This is a genomic window from Pseudomonas sp. FIP_A4, from assembly GCF_036701605.1.
Classification (GTDB): Bacteria; Pseudomonadota; Gammaproteobacteria; order Pseudomonadales; family Pseudomonadaceae; genus Stutzerimonas; species Stutzerimonas phenolilytica.
Window position 1 is genome coordinate 153,049 of sequence record NZ_JAYDXP010000116.1, and the last position, 20,440, is coordinate 173,488.

23 protein-coding genes and 4 tRNA genes are annotated in these 20,440 nt (G+C 60.4%); 19 read left to right on the forward strand and 8 right to left on the reverse strand.

Going from position 1 to position 20,440, the window contains the following annotated elements; all coding sequences use genetic code 11:
- The first annotated feature begins 15 nt into the window (after positions 1-15).
- The 11 genes from rnd (at position 16) to U8L64_RS04565 (ending at position 8,728) form a co-directional block, all read left to right on the forward strand.
- Complete coding sequence (gene rnd, locus U8L64_RS04515; protein ID WP_175415044.1) at positions 16-1,143, forward strand: ribonuclease D; 1,128 nt, start codon at positions 16-18, stop codon at positions 1,141-1,143.
- Entirely contained in the window at positions 1,140-1,433 is a 294-nt protein-coding gene (locus U8L64_RS04520; RefSeq protein WP_054095139.1) for a YcgL domain-containing protein, read from the forward strand. Before rnd ends, U8L64_RS04520 begins: the two co-directional genes overlap by 4 nt.
- 89 nt (positions 1,434-1,522) lie before the next feature.
- Positions 1,523-1,918: a hypothetical protein gene (locus U8L64_RS04525; protein ID WP_333394368.1), complete on the forward strand. Its 396-nt coding sequence runs from the start codon at positions 1,523-1,525 to the stop codon at positions 1,916-1,918.
- Between the two features lie 118 nt (positions 1,919-2,036).
- The gene (locus tag U8L64_RS04530; RefSeq protein ID WP_054095138.1) at positions 2,037-2,486 is read left to right on the forward strand and encodes a YcgN family cysteine cluster protein; all 450 of its coding nucleotides are present in this window, start codon (positions 2,037-2,039) and stop codon (positions 2,484-2,486) included.
- Positions 2,487-2,542: 56 nt separating this feature from the next.
- Positions 2,543-3,763 (forward strand): hypothetical protein, encoded by a 1,221-nt coding sequence (locus U8L64_RS04535; RefSeq protein WP_054095137.1) that lies wholly within the window; start codon positions 2,543-2,545, stop codon positions 3,761-3,763.
- A 199-nt stretch (positions 3,764-3,962) separates the two neighbouring features.
- Positions 3,963-6,587: an alanine--tRNA ligase gene (alaS, locus tag U8L64_RS04540; RefSeq protein WP_333394371.1), complete on the forward strand. Its 2,625-nt coding sequence runs from the start codon at positions 3,963-3,965 to the stop codon at positions 6,585-6,587.
- Positions 6,588-6,639: 52 nt separating this feature from the next.
- Positions 6,640-7,878 carry an aspartate kinase gene (locus U8L64_RS04545; RefSeq protein ID WP_054095135.1) on the forward strand — a complete coding sequence of 413 codons (1,239 nt, stop codon included), beginning with the start codon at positions 6,640-6,642 and terminating at the stop codon, positions 7,876-7,878.
- A gap of 180 nt (positions 7,879-8,058) precedes the next feature.
- On the forward strand, positions 8,059-8,244 hold the full coding sequence (gene csrA / locus U8L64_RS04550) for a carbon storage regulator CsrA (RefSeq protein ID WP_003283978.1): 186 nt from the start codon (positions 8,059-8,061) through the stop codon (positions 8,242-8,244).
- Positions 8,245-8,306: 62 nt separating this feature from the next.
- Positions 8,307-8,397, forward strand: a tRNA-Ser gene (locus U8L64_RS04555).
- A 107-nt stretch (positions 8,398-8,504) separates the two neighbouring features.
- Positions 8,505-8,581, forward strand: a tRNA-Arg gene (locus U8L64_RS04560).
- Between the two features lie 70 nt (positions 8,582-8,651).
- A tRNA-Arg gene (locus U8L64_RS04565) sits at positions 8,652-8,728 on the forward strand.
- 51 nt (positions 8,729-8,779) lie between these two features.
- On the opposite strand, the gene U8L64_RS04570 is transcribed toward U8L64_RS04565, so the two are convergent.
- On the reverse strand, positions 8,780-9,280 hold the full coding sequence (locus U8L64_RS04570) for a DUF4124 domain-containing protein (protein ID WP_054095134.1): 501 nt from the start codon (positions 9,278-9,280) through the stop codon (positions 8,780-8,782).
- A 333-nt stretch (positions 9,281-9,613) separates the two neighbouring features.
- On the opposite strand from U8L64_RS04570, the gene mgtE reads away from it, so the two are divergent.
- Entirely contained in the window at positions 9,614-11,056 is a 1,443-nt protein-coding gene (gene mgtE, locus U8L64_RS04575) for a magnesium transporter (RefSeq protein ID WP_333394414.1), read from the forward strand.
- Positions 11,057-11,162: 106 nt separating this feature from the next.
- On the opposite strand, the gene U8L64_RS04580 is transcribed toward mgtE, so the two are convergent.
- From U8L64_RS04580 to U8L64_RS04590, 3 genes are all read right to left on the reverse strand, one after another.
- Positions 11,163-11,489 carry an Arc family DNA-binding protein gene (locus tag U8L64_RS04580; RefSeq protein WP_003287433.1) on the reverse strand — a complete coding sequence of 109 codons (327 nt, stop codon included), beginning with the start codon at positions 11,487-11,489 and terminating at the stop codon, positions 11,163-11,165.
- Positions 11,490-11,715: 226 nt separating this feature from the next.
- Positions 11,716-11,904 (reverse strand): PA3371 family protein, encoded by a 189-nt coding sequence (locus U8L64_RS04585; RefSeq protein ID WP_043299236.1) that lies wholly within the window; start codon positions 11,902-11,904, stop codon positions 11,716-11,718.
- A 37-nt stretch (positions 11,905-11,941) separates the two neighbouring features.
- Positions 11,942-12,148, reverse strand: coding sequence for a hypothetical protein (locus U8L64_RS04590; protein WP_156715116.1), 207 nt, complete (start codon positions 12,146-12,148; stop codon positions 11,942-11,944).
- A 221-nt stretch (positions 12,149-12,369) separates the two neighbouring features.
- On the opposite strand from U8L64_RS04590, the gene U8L64_RS04595 reads away from it, so the two are divergent.
- Positions 12,370-12,446: transfer RNA gene (locus U8L64_RS04595), tRNA-Arg, on the forward strand.
- 97 nt (positions 12,447-12,543) lie between these two features.
- Here the strand turns inward: U8L64_RS04595 and U8L64_RS04600 are convergent.
- The 4 genes from U8L64_RS04600 to flgA form a co-directional block, all read right to left on the reverse strand.
- The gene (locus U8L64_RS04600) at positions 12,544-13,293 is read right to left on the reverse strand and encodes a flagellar brake protein (RefSeq protein WP_043299240.1); all 750 of its coding nucleotides are present in this window, start codon (positions 13,291-13,293) and stop codon (positions 12,544-12,546) included.
- Positions 13,294-13,355: 62 nt separating this feature from the next.
- Positions 13,356-13,826 carry a flagellar protein FlgN gene (locus tag U8L64_RS04605; protein WP_333394423.1) on the reverse strand — a complete coding sequence of 157 codons (471 nt, stop codon included), beginning with the start codon at positions 13,824-13,826 and terminating at the stop codon, positions 13,356-13,358.
- A 30-nt stretch (positions 13,827-13,856) separates the two neighbouring features.
- Positions 13,857-14,186 carry a flagellar biosynthesis anti-sigma factor FlgM gene (flgM, locus tag U8L64_RS04610; RefSeq protein WP_043299243.1) on the reverse strand — a complete coding sequence of 110 codons (330 nt, stop codon included), beginning with the start codon at positions 14,184-14,186 and terminating at the stop codon, positions 13,857-13,859.
- A 119-nt stretch (positions 14,187-14,305) separates the two neighbouring features.
- Positions 14,306-15,070: a flagellar basal body P-ring formation chaperone FlgA gene (gene flgA / locus U8L64_RS04615; protein ID WP_333394426.1), complete on the reverse strand. Its 765-nt coding sequence runs from the start codon at positions 15,068-15,070 to the stop codon at positions 14,306-14,308.
- Positions 15,071-15,151: 81 nt separating this feature from the next.
- On the opposite strand from flgA, the gene U8L64_RS04620 reads away from it, so the two are divergent.
- The 6 genes from U8L64_RS04620 (at position 15,152) to U8L64_RS04645 (ending at position 20,310) form a co-directional block, all read left to right on the forward strand.
- Positions 15,152-16,084 (forward strand): chemotaxis protein CheV, encoded by a 933-nt coding sequence (locus U8L64_RS04620; RefSeq protein ID WP_043299245.1) that lies wholly within the window; start codon positions 15,152-15,154, stop codon positions 16,082-16,084.
- 36 nt (positions 16,085-16,120) lie between these two features.
- The gene (gene cheR, locus U8L64_RS04625) at positions 16,121-16,945 is read left to right on the forward strand and encodes a protein-glutamate O-methyltransferase CheR (protein ID WP_043299247.1); all 825 of its coding nucleotides are present in this window, start codon (positions 16,121-16,123) and stop codon (positions 16,943-16,945) included.
- A gap of 192 nt (positions 16,946-17,137) precedes the next feature.
- Entirely contained in the window at positions 17,138-17,542 is a 405-nt protein-coding gene (gene flgB / locus U8L64_RS04630) for a flagellar basal body rod protein FlgB (RefSeq protein WP_008570750.1), read from the forward strand.
- Positions 17,543-17,553: 11 nt separating this feature from the next.
- The gene (flgC, locus tag U8L64_RS04635) at positions 17,554-17,997 is read left to right on the forward strand and encodes a flagellar basal body rod protein FlgC (protein WP_008570749.1); all 444 of its coding nucleotides are present in this window, start codon (positions 17,554-17,556) and stop codon (positions 17,995-17,997) included.
- Positions 17,998-18,009: 12 nt separating this feature from the next.
- Positions 18,010-18,693 (forward strand): flagellar hook assembly protein FlgD, encoded by a 684-nt coding sequence (gene flgD, locus U8L64_RS04640; protein WP_054095128.1) that lies wholly within the window; start codon positions 18,010-18,012, stop codon positions 18,691-18,693.
- 30 nt (positions 18,694-18,723) lie between these two features.
- Positions 18,724-20,310 (forward strand): flagellar hook protein FlgE, encoded by a 1,587-nt coding sequence (locus tag U8L64_RS04645; protein ID WP_077683834.1) that lies wholly within the window; start codon positions 18,724-18,726, stop codon positions 20,308-20,310.
- Positions 20,311-20,440: the final 130 nt, after the last annotated feature.

Genomic DNA, 20,440 nt, shown 5'->3' on the forward strand with positions numbered 1-20,440 from the left:
ATCAAGGAGGGCCGTGTGGCCATCGAAACTCAATGGGTACTGGATGATGCGCATCTGGCCCGCCTGTGCGCCGAGTGGCGGCAATTGCCCTTCGTGGCGCTCGATACCGAGTTCATGCGCGTCGACACCTTCTACCCGATCGCCGGTCTGGTGCAGATCGGCGATGGGCAATGCGCCTATCTGATCGATCCGCTGACAATAAAGGATTGGCAGCCGTTCGCCGGGCTGTTGCAGGACACTGCCGTGGTCAAGGTGTTGCACGCCTGCGGTGAGGACCTCGAGGTGCTGTCGCGTCTGACCGGGCAACTGCCGGCACCGCTGTTCGATACGCAGCTGGCCGGCGGCTACCTCAATCTCGGCTTTTCCATGGGCTATTCGCGCCTGGTGCACGCGGTGCTGGGACTTGATCTGCCGAAGGATGAAACCCGCTCCGACTGGCTGCAGCGCCCGCTGAGCGAGATGCAGATGCGCTACGCGGCGGAAGATGTGCAACATCTGGCCGAACTGTATGCCGCGCTGCTACCGCGCCTCAGCGAAGACAAGCGGCGCTGGGTGATGGAGGATGGCGCCGAGCTGGTTGCCAACCTGCAGCGTGAAACCGATCCGGACGAAGCGTATCGCGAGGTCAAACAGGCCTGGCGATTGCGACCGCAGCAACTTGCCGTGCTGCGTGTACTGACGGCCTGGCGCGAGCGACAGGCGCGTGCGCGCAATCAGCCGCGCAACCGCATCCTGCGCGAGGCGAGCCTGTGGCCGCTGGCGCGCACGCAACCGAAGGACTTGGTAGCGCTGGCGCGTATCGAAGACATGCATCCGCGCACGGTGCGCCAGGATGGCGAGGCGCTGCTCGAGCTGATTCGCCAGGCCGCCGCGCTGCCGGCGCAGGAATGGCCTGCCGCGTTACCCGAGCCGTTACCGCTGGAAGCGGCGTCCGTATTGAAGAAGCTGCGTGCGGTCGGCCAGCGCACGGCGAAGGAATTGGATATCGCGCCGGAGATCATGCTGCGCAAGAAAATTCTCGAGGCGCTGCTCAAGAGCGGCTATCCCGACGGTCCCTACAGTCTCCCCGAGTCGCTGCGCGGTTGGCGCCGCGAGCGCATGGGGCAGGCATTGCTCGACGTACTGGAAAAATCGCCATCATGAAACGCATCTGCTCCATCTATAAAAGTCTGCGCAAGAACGGGATGTACCTGTACGTCGACAAGCGCGACGCGCTCTCGCGCGTGCCCGAGGGGCTGCTCGCCGCATTCGGCACGCCACAGCTCGCGTTCGAACTGGTACTGACGCCGGAGCGCCAGCTGGCGCGCGAGGACATCGCCAAGGTGCTGGCCAATCTCGAGACGCAGGGCTACCACCTGCAGATGCCGCCGGCCGAAGACGATTACATCGAGCACCTGCCCGAAGAGCTGCTGCGCATGAATGATCCGCTGTGACAACGTTACGCAGTCGAGCTTGACCTGGATCGGGTTGCGAGCGGTTTTCCGGCCTATGCTGAAAGGCCCCTGAACAAAGGAGACGGTTCATGAACATCCAATCGTGGTTACTCGGTTCCCTGTTCGCTGGCCTGGCGCTGACGGCCCAGGCGCAAGACGCACCGGCCGCGGCCGAGAATTCCGCGGCCTGGCAGCAGCACTGGCAGCAGATGCAGGAGTATCGGCAGGCCTGGCAGGCGGCAAAGACCCCGCAGGAACGGCAGAAACTGCAGGCCGAACACTGGCAGAGCATGCAATCCGGCATGGGCATGATAGGCGGCTGCCCGATGGCTGGCGGTCCAGGCATGGGCATGAAGGGCGGCAAGGGCATGATGGGCGGGGGCATGATGGGCGCGCCGACCAAGGAGATGCTCGATCTGCGTATTCAGCACATGGAGCAGATGCTCGAGCAGATGCGCAGCCATCGTCAGATGCTCGACCAGTAATGATTCCGCGTGCTACCCGGACCGCGCCCTGCGGCCCGAGTAGCACGCCATCCGGCCGCGCTTGGCCCGCCACGGGCCAAGGGCTAGACTCGCAGTTTTGCCGGGAACCTCAGTCGTAATGGCCGCCAAAGTCGAACCCTTCTGGAAGCGCAAAACTCTTGCCGAACTCGATGCCGAGGAGTGGGAGTCGCTGTGCGACGGCTGTGGTCTGTGCTGCCTGCAGAAGCTCGAAGACGAGGAAGACGGCAGCGTCTACTACACGCGCATCGCCTGCAAGTTGCTGGATCTGGATAGCTGTCGCTGCAGCGATTACCCCAATCGCCGCGCCAGCGTGCCGGACTGCATCCAGCTCAATGCGCGGGATGCCGCGCAATTCAAATGGTTGCCGCCGACCTGCGCCTACCGTTTGGTCGCCGAGGGCAAGGATCTGCCGCTCTGGCACCACCTCGTCTGTGGCGACCGCAACGCGGTGCACGTCGAACGTATATCGCAAGCCGGTCGGATGCTCGCTGAAGGCAGCGTTGCCGAAGAGGATTGGGAGGATCACCTGATCTTCCGTGCCGGATGAGTCCGGCGCTTGTCTGATATCTATCTGTCCCCCCCAGTCCCGGAGTCACAGCCCCGATGCCCGTTCATCTGCTTTCCCTCCTTGCCGTTCTGCTGCTCGGCGCGACACCGGCGTGGGCCGGGCAGCGGGTCGATCTCGATTACCTCGTGCGTTTTTTCCCCGAGCAGGATCAGGCCGAAGTGCAATTGACGCTGGAGAAAGGCGAGGTAATACGCAGCCTCGATTTGAACCTCGGCGACGAGGGTTACTACAGCGACTTCCAGGCGGACGGCGAATGGCTGCAGCAGTCGCCTGAACGGGGCATCTGGCGGCCGGCCAAGGGTCAGGCCCGGCTGACCTACCGCGTGCGCATCAGCCATCCTCGCGACAATGGCCGTTTCGATGCGCGGATGACGGCGGATTGGGCGCTGTTTCGCGGCGATGATTTGGTGCCGGCGGCACGGCTCGATGAGGTGGAGGGTACGAAACTGGTTTCGCGCCTTAGCTTCGAGCTGCCGGAGGGTTGGAAAAGCGTGGAAACCGGCTGGCCGCGTATCGGCAAGAACCGCTTCCGTATCGACAACTCCGAGCGAATCTTCGATCGCCCCACCGGCTGGATGCTTGCCGGCAAGCTGGGCAGCCGCCGCGCACGGTTAGGCGAAACTGATGTCACGGTCGCCGCGCCGGTGGGCGAGGGCGTGCGGCGCATGGACATCCTCACACTGCTGACCTTCGTCTGGCCGGAGCTGCAGAACGTATTTCCGCGCGACCCGGACAAGCTGTTGATCGTCGGCGCCGGCGATCCGATGTGGCGTGGCGGGCTCTCCGCGCCGAATTCGCTTTACCTGCACGCCGACCGCCCGCTGGTCAGCGAGAATGGCACCAGCTCACTGGTTCATGAGCTGGTACACGTCTTCAGCCGCATCAGCGACACCGACCGCAGCGACTGGATCAGCGAAGGACTGGCCGAGTACTACGCGATCGAGCTGATGCGTCGTGCCGGCGGCATGAGCGAGGGGCGCTACCAGGCGGTGCGCGAGCACCTTGCGGAGTGGAGCCGCGGAATCACCAGTCTACGCACCGAGCGAGCCACCGGGCCGGTCACCGCCCGGGCGGTGCTGCTGCTGCAGGAGCTGGATCGGGAAATCCGCCAGCGCAGCAAGGGGCGGCATTCGCTGGACGATGTCAGTCGTGGGCTGATGCGTCTGGACAAGGTCAGCACCGATGATTTCATCGATATCACTGCGGCGCTACTCGGCGGTGCCTCCAAGGTGCTTGCCACGCCGCTGTTGCGTTGAGGTCGGCGCTGCGCAAACGCGCGTTGCGCCTGCGGTCAAATGGGTTGATTCAATCGCATTTATCCCCTATACCCGGTGCGCCGTGCCGATATAATGCGGCCCTTTGCCGATATCCGTTTGGATGGTTGCATAACAGCTCGCGGTGCCGTCGCACCGTGCCGTTTTGTGGCGTTCGGCCGCAGTCCTCTGGAAGAAATCTATGAAAAGCGCAGAAATCCGTGAAGCCTTCCTGAGCTTCTTCGAAGAGAAGGGGCACACCCGTGTGGCCTCCAGTTCGTTGATTCCGGCGAACGATCCGACGCTGCTGTTCACCAACGCCGGCATGAACCAGTTCAAGGACTGCTTTCTCGGCCTGGAGAAGCGCGCCTATACCCGCGCCACTACCAGCCAGAAATGCGTGCGTGCCGGCGGCAAGCACAACGATCTGGAAAACGTCGGCTACACCGCGCGGCACCACACGTTCTTCGAGATGCTCGGCAACTTCAGCTTCGGCGATTATTTCAAGCGCGACGCCATCACCTATGCCTGGGAATTCCTCACCTCCGAGAAGTGGCTGAACCTGCCCAAGGAAAAACTCTGGGTCACCGTCTACGCCACCGACGACGAGGCCTACGACATTTGGACTAAGGAAGTCGGGATTCCCGCCGAGCGCATGGTACGCATCGGTGACAACAAGGGTGCGCCTTACGCCTCGGACAATTTCTGGGCGATGGGCGATACCGGCCCGTGCGGCCCATGCACCGAGATTTTCTTCGACCACGGCGAGCATATCTGGGGCGGCCCGCCCGGCTCGCCGGAGGAAGATGGCGATCGCTACATCGAAATCTGGAACAACGTTTTCATGCAGTTCAACCGCACCGCGGACGGCGTCCTGCACCCGCTGCCGGCGCCGAGCGTGGATACCGGCATGGGGCTGGAACGCATCAGTGCCGTGCTGCAGCACGTCAACTCCAACTACGAAATCGACCTGTTCCAGCGTCTGCTCAACGCGGCAGCCGAGGCCATCGGTTGCGCCAACGAAGGCCAGGCTTCGCTCAAAGTGGTCGCGGACCACATCCGTTCCTGCGGCTTTCTGATCGCTGACGGGGTGACCCCGTCCAACGAGGGGCGCGGCTACGTGCTGCGGCGCATCATTCGCCGCGCCTGTCGCCACGGCAACAAGCTGGGCGCCAGAGGTAGCTTCTTCTATCGCATCGTTGCGGCGTTGGTTGCCGAAATGGGTGAGGCTTTCCCGGAACTGAAACAGCAGCAGGCGCATATCGAACGCGTGCTAAAAAACGAGGAAGAGCAGTTTGCCAAGACCCTCGAGCAGGGACTGAAGATTCTCGAGCAGGACTTGGCCGAACTGTCGGGCAGCATCATTCCGGGCGATGTGGTGTTCAAGCTGTACGACACCTATGGCTTCCCGGTGGACCTGACCGCGGATATTGCCCGCGAACGGGAGCTTACCCTTGATGAGGAAGGCTTCGAGCGCGAAATGCAGGCCCAGCGCGAGCGCGCCCGCTCGGCCAGTGCCTTCGGCATGGACTACAACAGCCTGGTCAAGGTCGAGGGCGAAACCCGTTTCACGGGCTACCAGGGTACGGTCGGTCAGGGCACGGTGTTGGCGTTGTTCAAGGAAGGCATGGCGGTGGATAGCCTGAGCGCGGGCGACGAGGGCGTGGTGGTTCTAGACCAGACGCCGTTCTATGCCGAATCGGGCGGTCAGGTCGGTGACTGCGGCTATCTCGCGGCCGAAGGCCTGCGCTTCGATGTGCGCGACACCAGCAAGGCCGGCGGGGCGTTTCTGCACCACGGCATACTCGACAGCGGCAACCTGCGCGTCGGCGCCAGCGTCGATGCGACTGTTGACGCCTCGGTGCGCCAGGCCACGGCGCTCAATCATTCGGCAACCCATTTGCTGCATGCCGCACTGCGCGAGACGCTCGGTGAGCATGTGAGTCAGAAGGGATCGCTGGTAGATAGCCAGCGGCTGCGCTTCGATTTCAGCCATTTCGAGGCAATCAAGCCCGCACAACTCAAGGCCCTCGAAGACAAGGTCAACGCCGAGATCCGCCGCAATACCGCAGTGGATATCGAGGAAACCGACATCGATACCGCCAAGGCGAAGGGCGCGATGGCGCTGTTCGGCGAGAAGTACGGCGACACCGTGCGGGTGCTGAGCATGGGTGGCGGTTTCTCGGTGGAACTGTGCGGCGGCACCCACGTGTCGCGTACAGGCGACATCGGCCTGTTCAAGATCGTCAGCGAAGGTGGCGTAGCTGCCGGGGTCCGGCGTATCGAGGCGGTGACTGGGGCGCAGGCGCTGGCATATCTGAACGATGCCGAGGAGCAGCTGAAAGAAGCGGCGAGCCTGGTCAAGGGCAGCCGGGAGAACCTACTCGACAAGCTGTCCGGTGTGCTTGAGCGCAACCGTCAGCTGGAAAAGGAGCTGGAGCAGCTCAAGGCCAAAGCGGCTAGTGCTGCTGGCGATGATCTTGCTGGTTCGGCAATCGAGCTGCAGGGCGTGCGAGTGCTGGCGTCGCGCCTGGATGGGCTGGATGGCAAGGCTCTGCTCGCGCTGGTCGATCAGCTCAAAAACAAGCTTGGCAGTGCAGTGATCCTGCTCGGTGGCGTGCAGGACGACAAAGTGGTCCTGGTGGCGGGCGTGACCCAGGATCTTACGGCTCGATTCAAAGCGGGCGACCTCATGAAGCAGGCCGCGGCAGCGGTGGGCGGCAAGGGCGGCGGGCGTCCGGATATGGCCCAGGGGGGCGGTAGCGAGCCTGGGCGGCTGGACGATGCCCTCGGTCTTGCGCGCTCTTTCGTCGAGCAGGGGCTCTGAGACGAGCTGGACAGTTAATGACTGCCCTTGATGGGGCGTAGGCGGTAGTGAAATGGCTTTGATCGTACAGAAATTTGGCGGCACGTCGGTCGGCTCCGTGGAGCGCATCGAGCAGGTGGCCGAGAAGATCAAGAAGTTCCGCGACGGCGGAGACGATATCGTCGTTGTGGTATCGGCCATGAGCGGTGAAACCAATCGTCTTATCGATCTGGCCAAGCAGATCAGTGATCAGCCGGTAGCGCGCGAGCTGGACGTGATGGTTTCCACCGGCGAGCAAGTAACGATCGCCTTGCTGGCTATGGCGTTGATCAAGCGCGGCGTGCCGGCGGTTTCGTTTACGGGCAATCAGGTGCGCATTCTGACTGACAGCGCACACACCAAGGCGCGCATCCTGCAGATCGATTCGCAGCGCATCCAGCGCGAGCTTAAGGCAGGTCGTGTGGTGGTGGTGGCAGGTTTCCAAGGGGTGGACGGGAAAGGCAATATCACCACGCTGGGTCGCGGCGGCTCGGATACTACGGGCGTGGCGCTGGCCGCCGCTCTCAAGGCCGATGAGTGCCAGATTTACACGGACGTCGACGGCGTCTATACCACCGATCCACGAGTCGTCGCCAAGGCTCGGCGCCTGGACAAGATCACCTTCGAGGAAATGCTCGAAATGGCCAGTCTGGGCTCGAAAGTGCTGCAGATCCGCGCCGTCGAGTTTGCCGGTAAGTACAGCGTGCCTCTGCGCGTGCTGCATAGCTTTCAGGAGGGTCCCGGGACCCTCATCACCCTTGATGAAGAGGAATCCATGGAACAGCCGATCATCTCAGGCATCGCCTTCAATCGCGACGAAGCCAAGCTGACCATCCGTGGGGTGCCGGACACGCCGGGCGTGGCCTTCAAGATTCTCGGTCCGATCAGTGCCGCCAATGTCGAAGTCGACATGATTGTGCAGAACGTGGCGCACGATAACACCACGGACTTCACCTTCACCGTGCATCGCAACGACTACAACAGCGCGTTGCAGATTCTGCAGACCATTGCGAACGAGATGGGGGCTCGGGAGGTAATCGGCGACACCGATATCGCCAAGGTATCGATCGTCGGGGTCGGCATGCGCTCGCACGCTGGCGTTGCGAGTCGTATGTTCGAGGCGCTGGCGAAGGAGAACATCAATATTCAGATGATCTCGACTTCCGAAATCAAGGTTTCGGTGGTGATCGAGGAAAAGTATCTCGAGCTCGCCGTGCGCGCGCTGCATACTGCATTTGAACTGGATGCCCCGGCTGCCAAAACAGCCGAGTGAAGCACAGAAGGCGCGTCTAGTACGCGCCTTCTGTCGTATTGGCTGTGGTCCGAGGAACTTTACCGCCTCGCCAGAAGGTCAATAGCTGGTGCAAGCTGTACGCTAAGCGTGTCGCGGCGCATTATCCGCCTTTTATTTTGCAGACTGCTTACTGACTGAATCCGTTTAAAGGAGAAAGGAATGCTGATTCTGACTCGCCGGGTCGGAGAGACCCTGATGGTGGGTGACGATGTGACTGTCACTGTTTTGGGTGTGAAGGGGAACCAGGTACGCATCGGTGTGAATGCACCCAAGGAGGTTGCAGTGCATCGCGAAGAGATTTATCAGCGCATCCAGAAAGAGAAGGACCAAGAACCAAGCCACTAATTTTTATGTAATTTCTGGCTTTGCAAACGGGGTAAAGATGGTTATGATGCGCCCCGTGTTGCGGAGAGGTGGCCGAGTGGCCGAAGGCGCTCCCCTGCTAAGGGAGTACACCTCAAAAGGGTGTCGGGGGTTCGAATCCCCCCTTCTCCGCCATTTTGCGTTACAGGGTTTTTGATTTGCGGATACCTGCCTTCGATTGAAGGCGCCAGGGTAAAATGCTTGACCGATATTCTCAACTCCCTATAATGCGCACGCTCAGCGCACTCATAGCTCAGCTGGATAGAGTACTCGGCTACGAACCGAGCGGTCGGAGGTTCGAATCCTCCTGAGTGCGCCATATGTAAGAAGCTTTGATTTCTCATCGAAGCTCCTGCAGCCAGAAGCGAACTGGCTTATCAAGCGCTTACGCACTCATAGCTCAGCTGGATAGAGTACTCGGCTACGAACCGAGCGGTCGGAGGTTCGAATCCTCCTGAGTGCGCCATACCAAAAAGGGTCTGCAGTAAATGCAGGCCCTTTTTCGTTTCTGAGCCGATCATCGTTTACCGGTAACGCAGCCGTTTTCATCGAAGGTTACGGTGCGTCCTCGGCCTTCGCTCTTCTCGTAGCGATAGCGAGTGCGACCATTGATGCTGACGACGCTATTGGGGCGTCCTAGGGCGCTCTCCACGTCTGAGCGGGTCATCCCGCTAAGTATCCGCTGTTTGATGATCGCGTCGCGGCGCTCTCCGCCGCTGATGCGGTTGCCGCAGCCATCGTGCCGTTCGGCAACGATGGTGAGCTGGTGGGTGGACGGAGGGCTTGCCTTGTGCGGATTGCGTGTCGGGTTGGTCGAAGCCATTCTCACCGCCTTGCCGCTACCTGGAGTGGGGTTGTAAGCCTGCTGCTTCTGTATGTTGGTGTCACCTGGACAGCCTTGCTGAGTGTAGGTGATTCGCCCAGTGGCGTCCGTACAGCGAAATACCGTTGCTGCGGCAGATGTCTGGCTGATCAGTACGGTGATGGTGAACAGGGTGGCGGAAAGGGGGGAGTGCATGTTCGTCCTCCGTGACGAAGAAAGGGCATAAGCCTAGGCGCAAAATTCTTCTTTGTGCAGCTGTGCCTCGCTGTGGCGTGAAGGCGTCGACAGATGGGCCTAGCTTGTTGTTGCCGATGTTCGGGGCTGTAGTGCCGCGCAAGCAGTTGTATCTGCAGTCATTTGAACAGCCTTGCCGAAAGAGCGGTGGTATCATTGCGGCGTTCGCCTTCGGGCTTGTGGAATCGAACCATCCCATGGACTTACCCAGTAGTCGCTTGAGAATCCTGCTTACCAATCACATGACTGATTGATCCTCTTGGCGTGCCCCTCGCGCTGAGGGTGGAGTGCGCCATGACAGAAGTAGAAGCAAAAAAAACGCAAGAAACGCTGCAGGATCGCCTGGCGCAGGTGATCGAGCTATTGCATCGGCACCGCGTGGTCGAGGATCTCACCCATCGCCAGGAGGGCGAGCATCAGGAGCTGGTGGAGAGCCTGGTGCATCGGCAGAATCTGGCGGAATTGCAGCGCAAGCTCGATGCGCTACATCCGGCTGACGTTGCGCATATTCTCGAGGCTCTTCCTCTCGACGATCGTCTTACCGTTTGGCAGCTGGTAAAAGCCGAGCGTGACGGCGACATCCTTCTCGAAGTTTCCGACGCGGTGCGAGAGACGCTGATCGCCGACATGGATGATCACGAGCTGCTCGCGGCCGCCAAGGAAATGGATGCCGATGAGCTGGCTGATCTCGCGCCCGAACTTCCACGAGATGTCGTTCACGAGCTGATGGAAACGCTCGACGCACAGCAGCGAGAGCGGGTTCGCTCGGCCTTGTCCTATGAGGAAGATCAGGTCGGTGCGCTGATGGACTTCGAGATGGTGACCATCCGCGAGGATGTCAGTCTGGAGGTCGTGCTGCGCTACCTGCGTCGCCTCAAGGAGCTGCCTGGTCATACTGACAAGCTGTTCGTGGTCGATTACGACGGTGTGCTCAAAGGGGTGCTGCCGATCAAGCGGCTGTTGGTCAATGACCCGGAAAAGCAGGTGGCCGAGGTCATGGCCAGCGATCCCGTGACCTTTCATCCGGACGAAGACGCCTACGAGGCGGCGCAAGCCTTTGAGCGCTATGACCTGGTTTCCACGCCTGTTGTTGACAAGGGTGGGAAGTTGATTGGGCGACTCACGATCGATGAGATGGTCGACCTGATTCGCGAAGAGAGCGAAAGCGAAGTGCTCAGCATGGCTGGTCTGCGCGAAGAGGAGGATATATTCGCGTCAGTGTGGAAATCAGTTCGCAACCGTTGGGCTTGGCTCGCGGTGAATCTGGTTACCGCGTTTATTGCTTCACGTGTGATCGGTCTCTTCGATGGCTCGATCGAGAAACTGGTGGCGCTTGCCGCGCTGATGCCGATTGTGGCTGGGATCGGTGGCAACTCGGGTAACCAGACAATCACCATGATCGTGCGCGCTATGGCGCTCGATCAGGTTGGTACCGGCAATACGGCCCGCTTGTTGCGCAAGGAGCTGGGGGTGGGCCTGGCCAATGGCGTGGTTTGGGGCGGGGTGATTGGCCTTGTGGCCTACTGGTTGTACGGCAGCTGGTCGCTGGGCGTGGTGATGACGGCCGCGATGACTCTGAATCTGCTTCTGGCTGCGCTGATGGGGGTACTTATTCCCATGACGCTTGCCCGTCTGGGGCGCGATCCGGCAATGGGGGCCAGTGTGATGATCACGGCTATGACCGACAGCGGTGGTTTTTTCATCTTTCTGGGGTTGGCGACAGTTTTCCTTCTCTAGTCCCGTCGTCCAGGCATAAAAAATCCGATGTCCTTGCGAAAGGGGCATCGGATTTTTTATTGGCACTCATCGCAACTAGCAAGGCCACCTTTGCGGCTGCTGGTACTCAGGCCTCTTCTTTAGCCAGTTCTGCGTCCTGAGCGATCAGGGCGATCAGGGCATTTTGTTGGCGATGCGTGAGCTGGCGGAAGCGCTGCAACAGCTCACGCTCGTGCATCGACAGTTCTGGGCTGTCCAGGCGCATGCTCAGGTCATCATCTAATGCGCCTTCCTGGAGGAGACTCTGCTCCAGGCGCGCAATAATTTCAGAGTTCATGCTGCGGTGGTGGTTGCGCGCGACGTCGGCAATGCGCTCACGCATGCCGTCGGGCAGTCGAACCACGAATTTGTCAGCCGTTCGGCTGGAATAAACTGCCTGCTTCATAGGGCGCATAATAAACCGGTTAGTCAGGTTGGCGTGGTGGCTTATTGCCGTGAAAGGTCATTGGTCTGACAACCGCCGTCCCGCGCTGTTCCGTGTGCGTAGAAAAACTTTTGGGACGGGTTGGTGGCGCCAATTGTACGGCGGTTATGCGAGGCGGGTAAAGGCATTTTGCTATTAGCACGCGCCGATTGTGATCCGCCGCACCCAGATAATTGCCAGGCAGGTGCGAATCATGTCAACGCAGCAAGGGGTCGAACTTGATGCGTCGCCCAATCAACATGGCGCCTAGAAAGGCTAGGCTGCAGATGCCTAGTCCTGCCTGCGCAGCGATGTACCAGCCTTTGGCGACTTGTGGATCGACGAGGATGAGAAAGGCGCCGAAGATTGCCCCAATGGCTAAATAGAAGATGGCGAAATAAGACATTGCGGCTCCCTCTAGGTTTAGTCGTTGGCTAAATCGATCAGAAGATCCATCGCTGTGGTTGGCTGACGCTCGCTGGGCCGATTCCGCTGATGTTCAAAACGCGTGCGGCAGGCGCTTCGAGGCTTAGCACGCCTGACTGCGCTGCATTCGCTGTTCTAAATTCGGTGCTGTGTTCCGTCGGAGGGTGTGTCATGGCTGCATCGACCGCGAGCGTCATGCCGAGCAGGCAAATCATTTTCCACATAATGCGTATCCTTCGCTGATGGGCTATCCCATAGTAAGCACACGTCATGCCAGTGGCTGGTTAAAATAAATGACTTTAAAATCAATAAGTTAGAATAACTATGAGACGGTGACGCATTGCAGGATGCATGATTTCAAAAATCGGAATTGCATTTTGCATGCTGGCTGATGGGTGACGTGACATGACAAAAACGGCTCGGCTCGCTAACATGCCGCGCGCACGTCCCAGTAGCTCAATTGGATAGAGCGTCCCCCTCCTAAGGGGAAGGTTGTGAGTTCGAACCTCGCCTGGGACGCCAGTCCTGCAGTAGCGCTGCTTCGCTACTTTCCTGTCTTGGAGCGAGACTCGCTTCCACCACCGTAGTGCTTCTAGCGTCCTGCTGGCGGAGTATCTGCTCAGTCGAGCGCGTCTTCCGCCTGATTACGGCGTGCTTCGCGCTGCAATTGATAGACAAAACGCTCGACATTTCGCTGGGTAAGACCGTTGATGCGATAGAAGCTCAATCCGCAGAATGTCAGGTCAAGTTTTTCGTCGTATGCGACGTGCCGAAGTTCCGCAGCAGACTGCACGGTGCCGCTCGGGAGGCGTACGGAGAACTGTTCGTATACCTGACCAGTCTGCAGTCGACTTTGCATATCGCCTTTGAAACTCACCTTGCAGCCGGTGGCGGAGATGTCGAGAAGCTTGCCTTCCAGGCTGTTGCGTAGCCTATTACCGCCCAGAGTGGTGGCGATGGGGGCACCTTGCAGTGGTGCGCGATATGCGTTGCGGCGCTGGTGATAGGACAGTTCTGTGGGAATCGGTACCCAATAACAGCGTGCGCCGTCCATCTCGCTCGGGTGGACGGGCTGGGAATTGCTCCAGGCTATTCTCACGCCTTCGTCGAACGCTTCCAGATGAAAGGTTTCGCCCTGAAGCAGTAGGCGCTCGCCGTCATTGGGGATCAGTTCATCCAGCGCAAGCCAGCCTTTCCCACGGTCCAGTTCGATCAAAAAGCTTTGGTAGCGTTGGTTGCGCTCGTCGAAGCGAATCATCACCGGGCTGCGGTTATCGAGCAGCGGTTTGAGGCTCGCATGAATTTCCAGAGGCGAGGTCAGCAGCTTGGGTGGTTGTGGGCCAGCTTCTTCAAGGAAAGGATTTGCCACGTTCCGGGTCTCTCAGCGCAGCTGCATCGCGAACGGTAATGCCCGCGTGTCCGTGTGGGGGGTCAGGCCTGGCTGAGAGGCCTTTGTTGAGTGGTCTTGGCCGTGCCGCCCCGGTTGTCGTACAGATCCGGCGTCGCGTTACTGCCTTGCAGAATCTCCAGCATGCTGCCGACCGCTGCGCGATTGGCGCGAATCAGTCGGCCGTTACGCTCGTTGGCTGCGCGGCAGGCACTCAATGCGGTCTCGAGTGAATCGGCCTGCTCAAGAATGCGGGTGCCCAGCGCGCTCTTCGCGGCGAGTTGTTGCAGGCCGGCGCGATCCGAGCTCAGCCCTTGTTCGCTCAGCCACTGGCTGCGCAGGCCGCCATGCTGTCCGAGCAGTGCAAGCAGAGGTTGCGTCTGCGAGAGGATGCCTTCCAGTTTCGCCAGATCGCGATCACTCAGCGCCTCGAATTCCTGCTCGGCGAGCTCAAGTAATTGATGGGCGATGTCGATATCGCCATTGAGTTGCTGGAGCAGGGCTTCGTCTTGCATGTCTGGCTCGGAAAGGGGCGCTGAGTCGCCTTAGCGCTGGGTTTCAAACGCCAGCAGCTTGGAGGCGACGCGCTGGCTGTCGACCTGATAGCTGCCGTCGGCGATGGCTTGCCGCAGTTTGGCCACGCGCTCCTGATCTACGGACGGCTGTTCATTGAGCTTGTCCATGGCCTGCTGCAGGCGCTGGGCTTCGGGGCTCAGTTGTACGGATTCGCCAGCCGGAGCCGTAGTACTGCTGCTGACTGGTGCGGTATCGCCGCTCGCCGGCTGCGCCGTGGGGCGCTCGTTGCCTTGAACGCTGCCGCTACGCGTAGCGGTCGACCCGAGAGCGCTGTTGGGCCGGTTGAAGTCGATGACCATGATACAAACCTCGAAGGAATCAGGACGCTTGCCCGGTTTTCGGCTGCGTCCGGAAGAACTTTAGCTTTTTTATCCATCATCGTCATGGCCGCGTCTCGCACACGTAGCGGGAGGCTGCGCTACATCGCGACCTCAACCTGTCCGGGGCCGGCGACGCGAGCTTTCACGACTCGTCCCGAGCGCAGGTTCTTTACGCGGATCTGCGTGCCGGGCGCACCGTCGGACATCGCTTCGCCTGGCATGCGGACATTGATTCCTCCGCTGCGCGCGATGATGACTACCTGATCGCCCTTGCGTACCACCTCGGCGAGCTGCAGAAGTGGGGGCGCGAGCACCTGATCGAGTTGAACCGGGCGCGTCAGCTTGTTGCCCAATACCTGGTCGAGCGACGTCAGATAGCCCTGGGTGAGCAACGACACATCTCGTTCGGCCAGGGAGACATCGGCCGCACTGAGGGAGCTGTCCCGCTTGAGCGGGCGGGTGGCGATGATGACATCCCGATACAGACGAACCTGGCCAGGAACGAACAGCGACCACGGCGAGCTGCCTTCGCAGCTGACACGAACCGTGACGCGGCCGATCGGTTGCGCGGGACTCTCGAGCTTGACGGTGAGTGGCTTGTCGCAACTGGCCAGGCGCAGGCGAGGGTCGAGGCGGTTCACTTCGATTTCGTGACGGCCTGCGATGTCGCTACGTCGCAGATAGTCTGTCGTCGCCTGCTCAAGAAACTTTCGAGTCTCGTCGATAAGCTGGTCGGGATGTGACAGAGTTGGCGTCTGCTGCCCCAGAGCAGGGGCGCTAAGCAAGGCCAGACACGCGAAGACGATGAGGCGGCTGTGCGTCGTGTTTGCGGCGTGTCGAAATAATGTCGGTTGAGCATTCATGGCTCGATCCGAAGCAAGGGGCGTGCCCATTGACCCGTTTGGCTTTAGGCAGCGCTGCTGCTAACGCAAGAGGATGACGGCATGGCCGGAGTATTGGATTCGGTTAACCAGAGAACCCAGCTGGTGGGGCAGAACCGTCTGGAGCTGCTGTTGTTTCGCCTCGACGGAGCGCAGCTATACGGCATTAACGTGTTCAAGGTGAAAGAAGTGCTGCAGTGCCCGCGCCTGACCGTCATGCCGCGCTCGACTGCTGTCGTCCGAGGTGTCGCCAATATCCGCGGCAATACGTTGCCGATCCTCGATCTGGCATTGGCCATCGGCAAGCCCGCGCTCGACGATCTGCAGAGCTGCTTTACCATCATCACCGAGTACAACAACCGGACCCTTGGTTTCCTGGTGCGATCAGTCGAGCGCATCGTGAACATGAACTGGGAGGAAATCCTCCCTCCGCCCAAGGGCGCCGGGCGCGACCATTACCTCACGGCAGTGACGCATTTCGACGGGCAGATGGTCGAGATCATCGACGTGGAAAAAGTTCTGGCCGAAGCCGCGCCGGTTTCGGAGACGGTTTCGGCCGCTGTCATCGATGCCGATGTGCAGGCCCGTGCCGGCTCGTGCCGCGTGCTGATCGTCGACGACTCGTCGGTTGCGCGGAGGCAGATCATCCGCTGTCTGCAGAATCTTGGCGTAGAGGTTGTGGCTCTCAATGACGGGCGCCAGGCGCTGAACTATCTGAAGGCAATGGCCGATGAGGGGCGACGTCCGGCCGATGAATTCATGATGATGATTTCCGATATTGAAATGCCGGAAATGGATGGCTATACCCTGACTACTGAGGTGCGTCACGACCCGCGTATGCAGGACATGCATATCCTTTTGCATACCTCGCTTTCCGGGGTGTTCAACCAGAACATGGTCAAGCGGGTCGGCGCGGACGATTTTCTTGCCAAATTCCAGCCGGACGATCTGGCCACTCGGGTGGCGGAGCGGATAAAGCGTGCGGACCGAAACTGAGGCCATGACCTCTCATTACCAGGGCGGGAGCAATTAGTGTCAGGCGATCAGGATTTCGAGCAGTTCCGGATATTTCTTGAAAAGACGTGCGGCATCCTGCTGGGCAGTAACAAGCAGTATCTGGTCTCCAGTCGACTGAACAAGCTGATGGAGCAGCAGCGCATCACTTCGCTTGGTGAATTGGTCAGGAAGATTCAGAGCATGCCGCGCTCGGGCCTGCGCGAGCAGGTCGTCGATGCCATGACGACCAACGAAACCCTGTGGTTTCGCGACACCTATCCTTTCGAGGTTCTCAAGAACCGGGTGCTGCCCGAGCTGCTCAAGAGCGGCGCGGGCCAGCGGCTGCGAATCTGGTCGGCTGCCTGTTCATCGGGGCAGGAACCTTATTCGCTGTCGATGAGTATCGATGAGTTCGAGCGGGCAAACCCGAGCCAGCCGCGACTGGGTGTGCAGATCGTCGCCACCGAATTGTCCGGGACCATGCTGGCGGCCAGCAAAGCGGCCGAGTATGACGGCCTGGCCATCGCCCGCGGCTTGTCCAGCGAGCGACTGCAGCGCTACTTCGATGTAGCCGCGCCGGGGCGTTGGGTGGTCAAGCCGCCTATTCGCGCACGCGTCGAGTTCCGCACTCAGAATCTGCTCGACAGCTATGCCGCGCTGGGCAAGTTCGACATCGTGTTCTGCCGTAACGTACTGATCTACTTCTCCGCCGACGTGAAGAAGGACATCCTTCGCCGTATCCATGCGACGCTCAAGCCAGGCGGCTATCTGTTCCTCGGCGCTTCCGAGGCGCTCAACGGCTTGCCCGAGCTGTATCAGATGGTCCAGTGCAGCCCGGGCATCATTTATCAGGCGCGGTAGCCCTTATCGGCGGCAGAAAACCGTCGTACATCATGACGATACGCGGCAACGCAGCGGTAAAGCCTTGCCGCTTTTGACGCCTAAGCGAATGATGCTCAGAATAAATCCTTTAAAATCAATTGCTTGAATAGATGGCATGGGCTTTGCTCAAGTTTGCGCCAGCAGACTTGTATCCGGCAGAGGTCCAGATCCATGAGCATCAGTTTCGACAAGGCGCTCGGCATTCACGAGAAGGCGCTTGGTTTTCGCGCCCAGCGTGCCGAAGTGCTGGCCAACAACATCGCCAACGCCGATACGCCCAACTACAAGGCGCGTGATCTGGACTTCGGCGCCGTGCTGGCAGCGCAGGCCGCACGCGGTGAGGGTAGCTTCGCCACGCGTACTACCGACGCCCGGCATATCGCCGCCGAGGGGCTGGAGATCGCCGATCCTTCGTTGCGCTTTCGCACGCCGGCGCATGCCTCGCTCGATCAGAACACCGTCGATCTACAGATCGAACAATCCAACTACGCGCAGAACGCCGTGGATTTTCAGGCTAGTTTCACGCTGCTCAACAGCAAGTTTCGCGGGCTGATGAGCGCCCTGCGTGGCGAATAAGGAGCCCAGCCATGTCCCTGAGTAATGTCTTCAACATCGCTGGTAGCGGCATGAGCGCGCAAAGCACGCGCCTCAACACCATCTCCAGCAATATTGCCAACGCCGAAACGGTGTCCTCCAGCGTCGATGAGACCTACCGGGCCCGTCACCCAGTGTTTGCCACCATGCTGCAGCAGGCCAGCGGCGCGCCGAACGAGTCACTGTTCGCGGATCAGGACCAGGCCGGCGTCGGCGTGCAGGTGCTCGGTGTGGTCGAGGACCAGAGCGAGTTGCAGGCCCGTTACGAGCCCAATCACCCGGCGGCCGACGATAAGGGCTACGTCTACTACCCGAACGTGAATGTGGTGGAGGAAATGGCCGACATGATTTCCGCCAGCCGCGCGTTCCAGACCAACGCCGAGCTGATGAACACGGCCAAGACCATGCTGCAGAAAGTGCTGACGCTGGGTCAGTAAGGGAGCCTTTTGATGAGCACAACAAGCGGCGTTGGCGGTACCGGCTCGATACTGGACCAGTACCAGTTCGGCAAGGACCGTGAGGTCAAGGGCGAAGAACTCGGCAAGAACGAGTTTCTCGAGCTGCTGGTCGCGCAGATGAACAACCAGAATCCGCTGGAGCCACAGGAGAACGGCGAGTTCATCGGTCAGCTTGCGCAGTTCAGCACTGTCGAGGGTGTCGAGAAGCTGAACTCCAGCATGGAGACCATCCTGTCCGGCTACCAGTCGTCACAGGCGTTGCAGGCTTCGTCGCTGGTCGGACGCAAGGTCATCGTGCCGACCGACAAGGCGGTGGTCGACACCAGCGAAACCTTCAAAGCCAGCCTGGTGCTGCCAACGTCGAGCAGCAACGTGTTCGTCAACATCTACGACAGCACCGGCGCTTCGGTCGGACGCGTCAATCTCGGGCAGCAGCAGGCCGGCAACGTCTCCTTCATGTGGGACGGCAAGGATGCGAGCGGCAAAACCTTGCCGCCCGGCACCTACAAGTTCGAGGCGCAGGCTACCTACGACGGCGAAACGAAGGGGCTGTACACCCTGCTTCCGGCCAATGTGGACAGCGTCACGCTCGGGCAGAACGGCGGGGAGCTGATGCTCAACCTGGCCGGTATCGGCAGCATCGGGCTTTCCCAAGTCCAGGTCATCGGACAATAACCGCCGGCACCCGGCGAAAGGAGCGATTCAATGTCCTTCAATATCGGTCTCAGCGGCCTGCGTGCCGCGAGCAAGGACCTCAACGTCACCGGCAACAACATCGCCAACGCCGGGACGGTCGGCTTCAAGCAGTCGCGCGCGGAGTTTTCCGATGTGTATGCCGCGTCCGTCATGGGCACTGGCAAGAACCCGCAAGGCAGCGGGGTGCTGATGTCGAACATTTCCCAGCAGTTCAACCAGGGCAACATCAACTACACACAGAACGCGCTGGACCTGGCGATCAACGGCAACGGCTTCTTCCAAGTCAGTAACAACGGCGCCATGAGCTATACCCGCGCGGGCTACTTCGGCACCGACCGCACCGGTTTCCTGGTCGATAACTTCGGCTACAAGCTGCAGGGCTATCCGGTCGATGCGAACGGCAATCTGCAGAGCGGCGTGGTTGGCGACCTGCAGGTGCAGACCACCAACCAGGCGCCGAAGGCGACCAGCCAGATCACCACGGCGTTCAACCTGAATTCGACGCAGAAATCGCCGACGACTTGGCAGGCTGCCTATGATGCCGAGGTGCAGCCGTTCTATGACACGGCCTATAACAACTCGCTGACAGCGGCCGGACAGGCTGCCTACGATGCCGAGCTCGCCGCATCGGGCGACACAACGGCAGCCGATGCCGCTCGCGCTGCAGCACTGGTCGACGCGACGAATATTGCTAATGCCCAAGCCGCGGGGGATGCCGCGAAAGCGCTGCCGGCGAACGTGACAGCGGCGTTGACCGCGGCGAATGCGACGTTCGATCCAACCGACCCCACCACCTACAACAGCTCGACCTCGCTGAACATCTACGATTCGCAGGGTAATGCGCATGTCATGACGCAGTATTTCGTCAAGACGAGTGCGAACACCTGGGACATGAAGGTGCTGATCGATGGGCGCAATCCTGCCAACCCGGCGCAGCAGCCGCCGCAGCCTTACGTCATGGGGCTGTCGTTCAATTCCTCCGGTGCTCTGACGGGCATCGATAATGGTGGCTCAGGGCTGTTCAGCGTCTCGCCGGACCTGAAGGTGACGCTGAATTCCGCCACGGGCAACCCCCCGGCGGGTGGCTGGATTCCGGCGATATCCGACGGTGGTAGCCCAGCCACCTGGTCGGCCAACGGCGCCCTGGCCAACCCGGGTGGCATCGTCCTCGACTTCTCCAAGTCCTCGCAGTACGCCAGTACCTTTGCGGTAAACAGCGTGGCTCAGGACGGTTACACCACCGGCGAGCTGGCCGGCCTGGAAATCGACGACACCGGCGTGATCTTCGCGCGTTACACCAACGGCCAGTCCAAGGTGCAGGGGCAGATTGTGCTGGCCAACTTTGCCAACGTGCAGGGCCTGACTCCGGTGGGCAAGACGCAGTGGGTGCAGTCGTTCGAATCCGGTGAGCCGGTGGTGGGCACGCCGATGTCCGGCACCCTCGGGGCGCTGCAGGCCGGTGCGCTGGAAGACTCCAACGTCGAACTGTCCGACCAGCTGGTCAACCTGATCGTCGCCCAGCGCAACTATCAGGCGAACGCCAAGACCATCGAGACGGAAAGCGCGATCACTCAGACCATCATCAACCTGCGCTGAGGTTGAGAGGCAAGCGGCTTGCCGCCACCGGCAGGATTCCGCCGCTTCCTCGATCGAAGGCCCGCAAGGGCCTTCGTCGTTTCTGAAAAGCGCTTCTGATTCAATGGCTTGGGCGGTTATGGTCGCGGTG

Coding starts and splice junctions, on each gene's coding strand:
- U8L64_RS04520 (WP_054095139.1), top strand. CDS start 1,140: ATGAAACGCATCTGCTCCATCTATAAAAGTCTGCGCAAGAACGGGATG.
- U8L64_RS04525 (WP_333394368.1), top strand. CDS start 1,523: ATGAACATCCAATCGTGGTTACTCGGTTCCCTGTTCGCTGGCCTGGCG.
- U8L64_RS04530 (WP_054095138.1), top strand. CDS start 2,037: ATGGCCGCCAAAGTCGAACCCTTCTGGAAGCGCAAAACTCTTGCCGAA.
- U8L64_RS04535 (WP_054095137.1), top strand. CDS start 2,543: ATGCCCGTTCATCTGCTTTCCCTCCTTGCCGTTCTGCTGCTCGGCGCG.
- alaS (WP_333394371.1), top strand. CDS start 3,963: ATGAAAAGCGCAGAAATCCGTGAAGCCTTCCTGAGCTTCTTCGAAGAG.
- U8L64_RS04545 (WP_054095135.1), top strand. CDS start 6,640: ATGGCTTTGATCGTACAGAAATTTGGCGGCACGTCGGTCGGCTCCGTG.
- csrA (WP_003283978.1), top strand. CDS start 8,059: ATGCTGATTCTGACTCGCCGGGTCGGAGAGACCCTGATGGTGGGTGAC.
- U8L64_RS04570 (WP_054095134.1), bottom strand. CDS start 9,280: ATGCACTCCCCCCTTTCCGCCACCCTGTTCACCATCACCGTACTGATC.
- mgtE (WP_333394414.1), top strand. CDS start 9,614: ATGACAGAAGTAGAAGCAAAAAAAACGCAAGAAACGCTGCAGGATCGC.
- U8L64_RS04580 (WP_003287433.1), bottom strand. CDS start 11,489: ATGCGCCCTATGAAGCAGGCAGTTTATTCCAGCCGAACGGCTGACAAA.
- U8L64_RS04585 (WP_043299236.1), bottom strand. CDS start 11,904: ATGTCTTATTTCGCCATCTTCTATTTAGCCATTGGGGCAATCTTCGGC.
- U8L64_RS04590 (WP_156715116.1), bottom strand. CDS start 12,148: ATGTGGAAAATGATTTGCCTGCTCGGCATGACGCTCGCGGTCGATGCA.
- U8L64_RS04605 (WP_333394423.1), bottom strand. CDS start 13,826: ATGCAAGACGAAGCCCTGCTCCAGCAACTCAATGGCGATATCGACATC.
- flgM (WP_043299243.1), bottom strand. CDS start 14,186: ATGGTCATCGACTTCAACCGGCCCAACAGCGCTCTCGGGTCGACCGCT.
- flgA (WP_333394426.1), bottom strand. CDS start 15,070: ATGAATGCTCAACCGACATTATTTCGACACGCCGCAAACACGACGCAC.
- U8L64_RS04620 (WP_043299245.1), top strand. CDS start 15,152: ATGGCCGGAGTATTGGATTCGGTTAACCAGAGAACCCAGCTGGTGGGG.
- flgB (WP_008570750.1), top strand. CDS start 17,138: ATGAGCATCAGTTTCGACAAGGCGCTCGGCATTCACGAGAAGGCGCTT.
- flgC (WP_008570749.1), top strand. CDS start 17,554: ATGTCCCTGAGTAATGTCTTCAACATCGCTGGTAGCGGCATGAGCGCG.
- flgD (WP_054095128.1), top strand. CDS start 18,010: ATGAGCACAACAAGCGGCGTTGGCGGTACCGGCTCGATACTGGACCAG.
- U8L64_RS04645 (WP_077683834.1), top strand. CDS start 18,724: ATGTCCTTCAATATCGGTCTCAGCGGCCTGCGTGCCGCGAGCAAGGAC.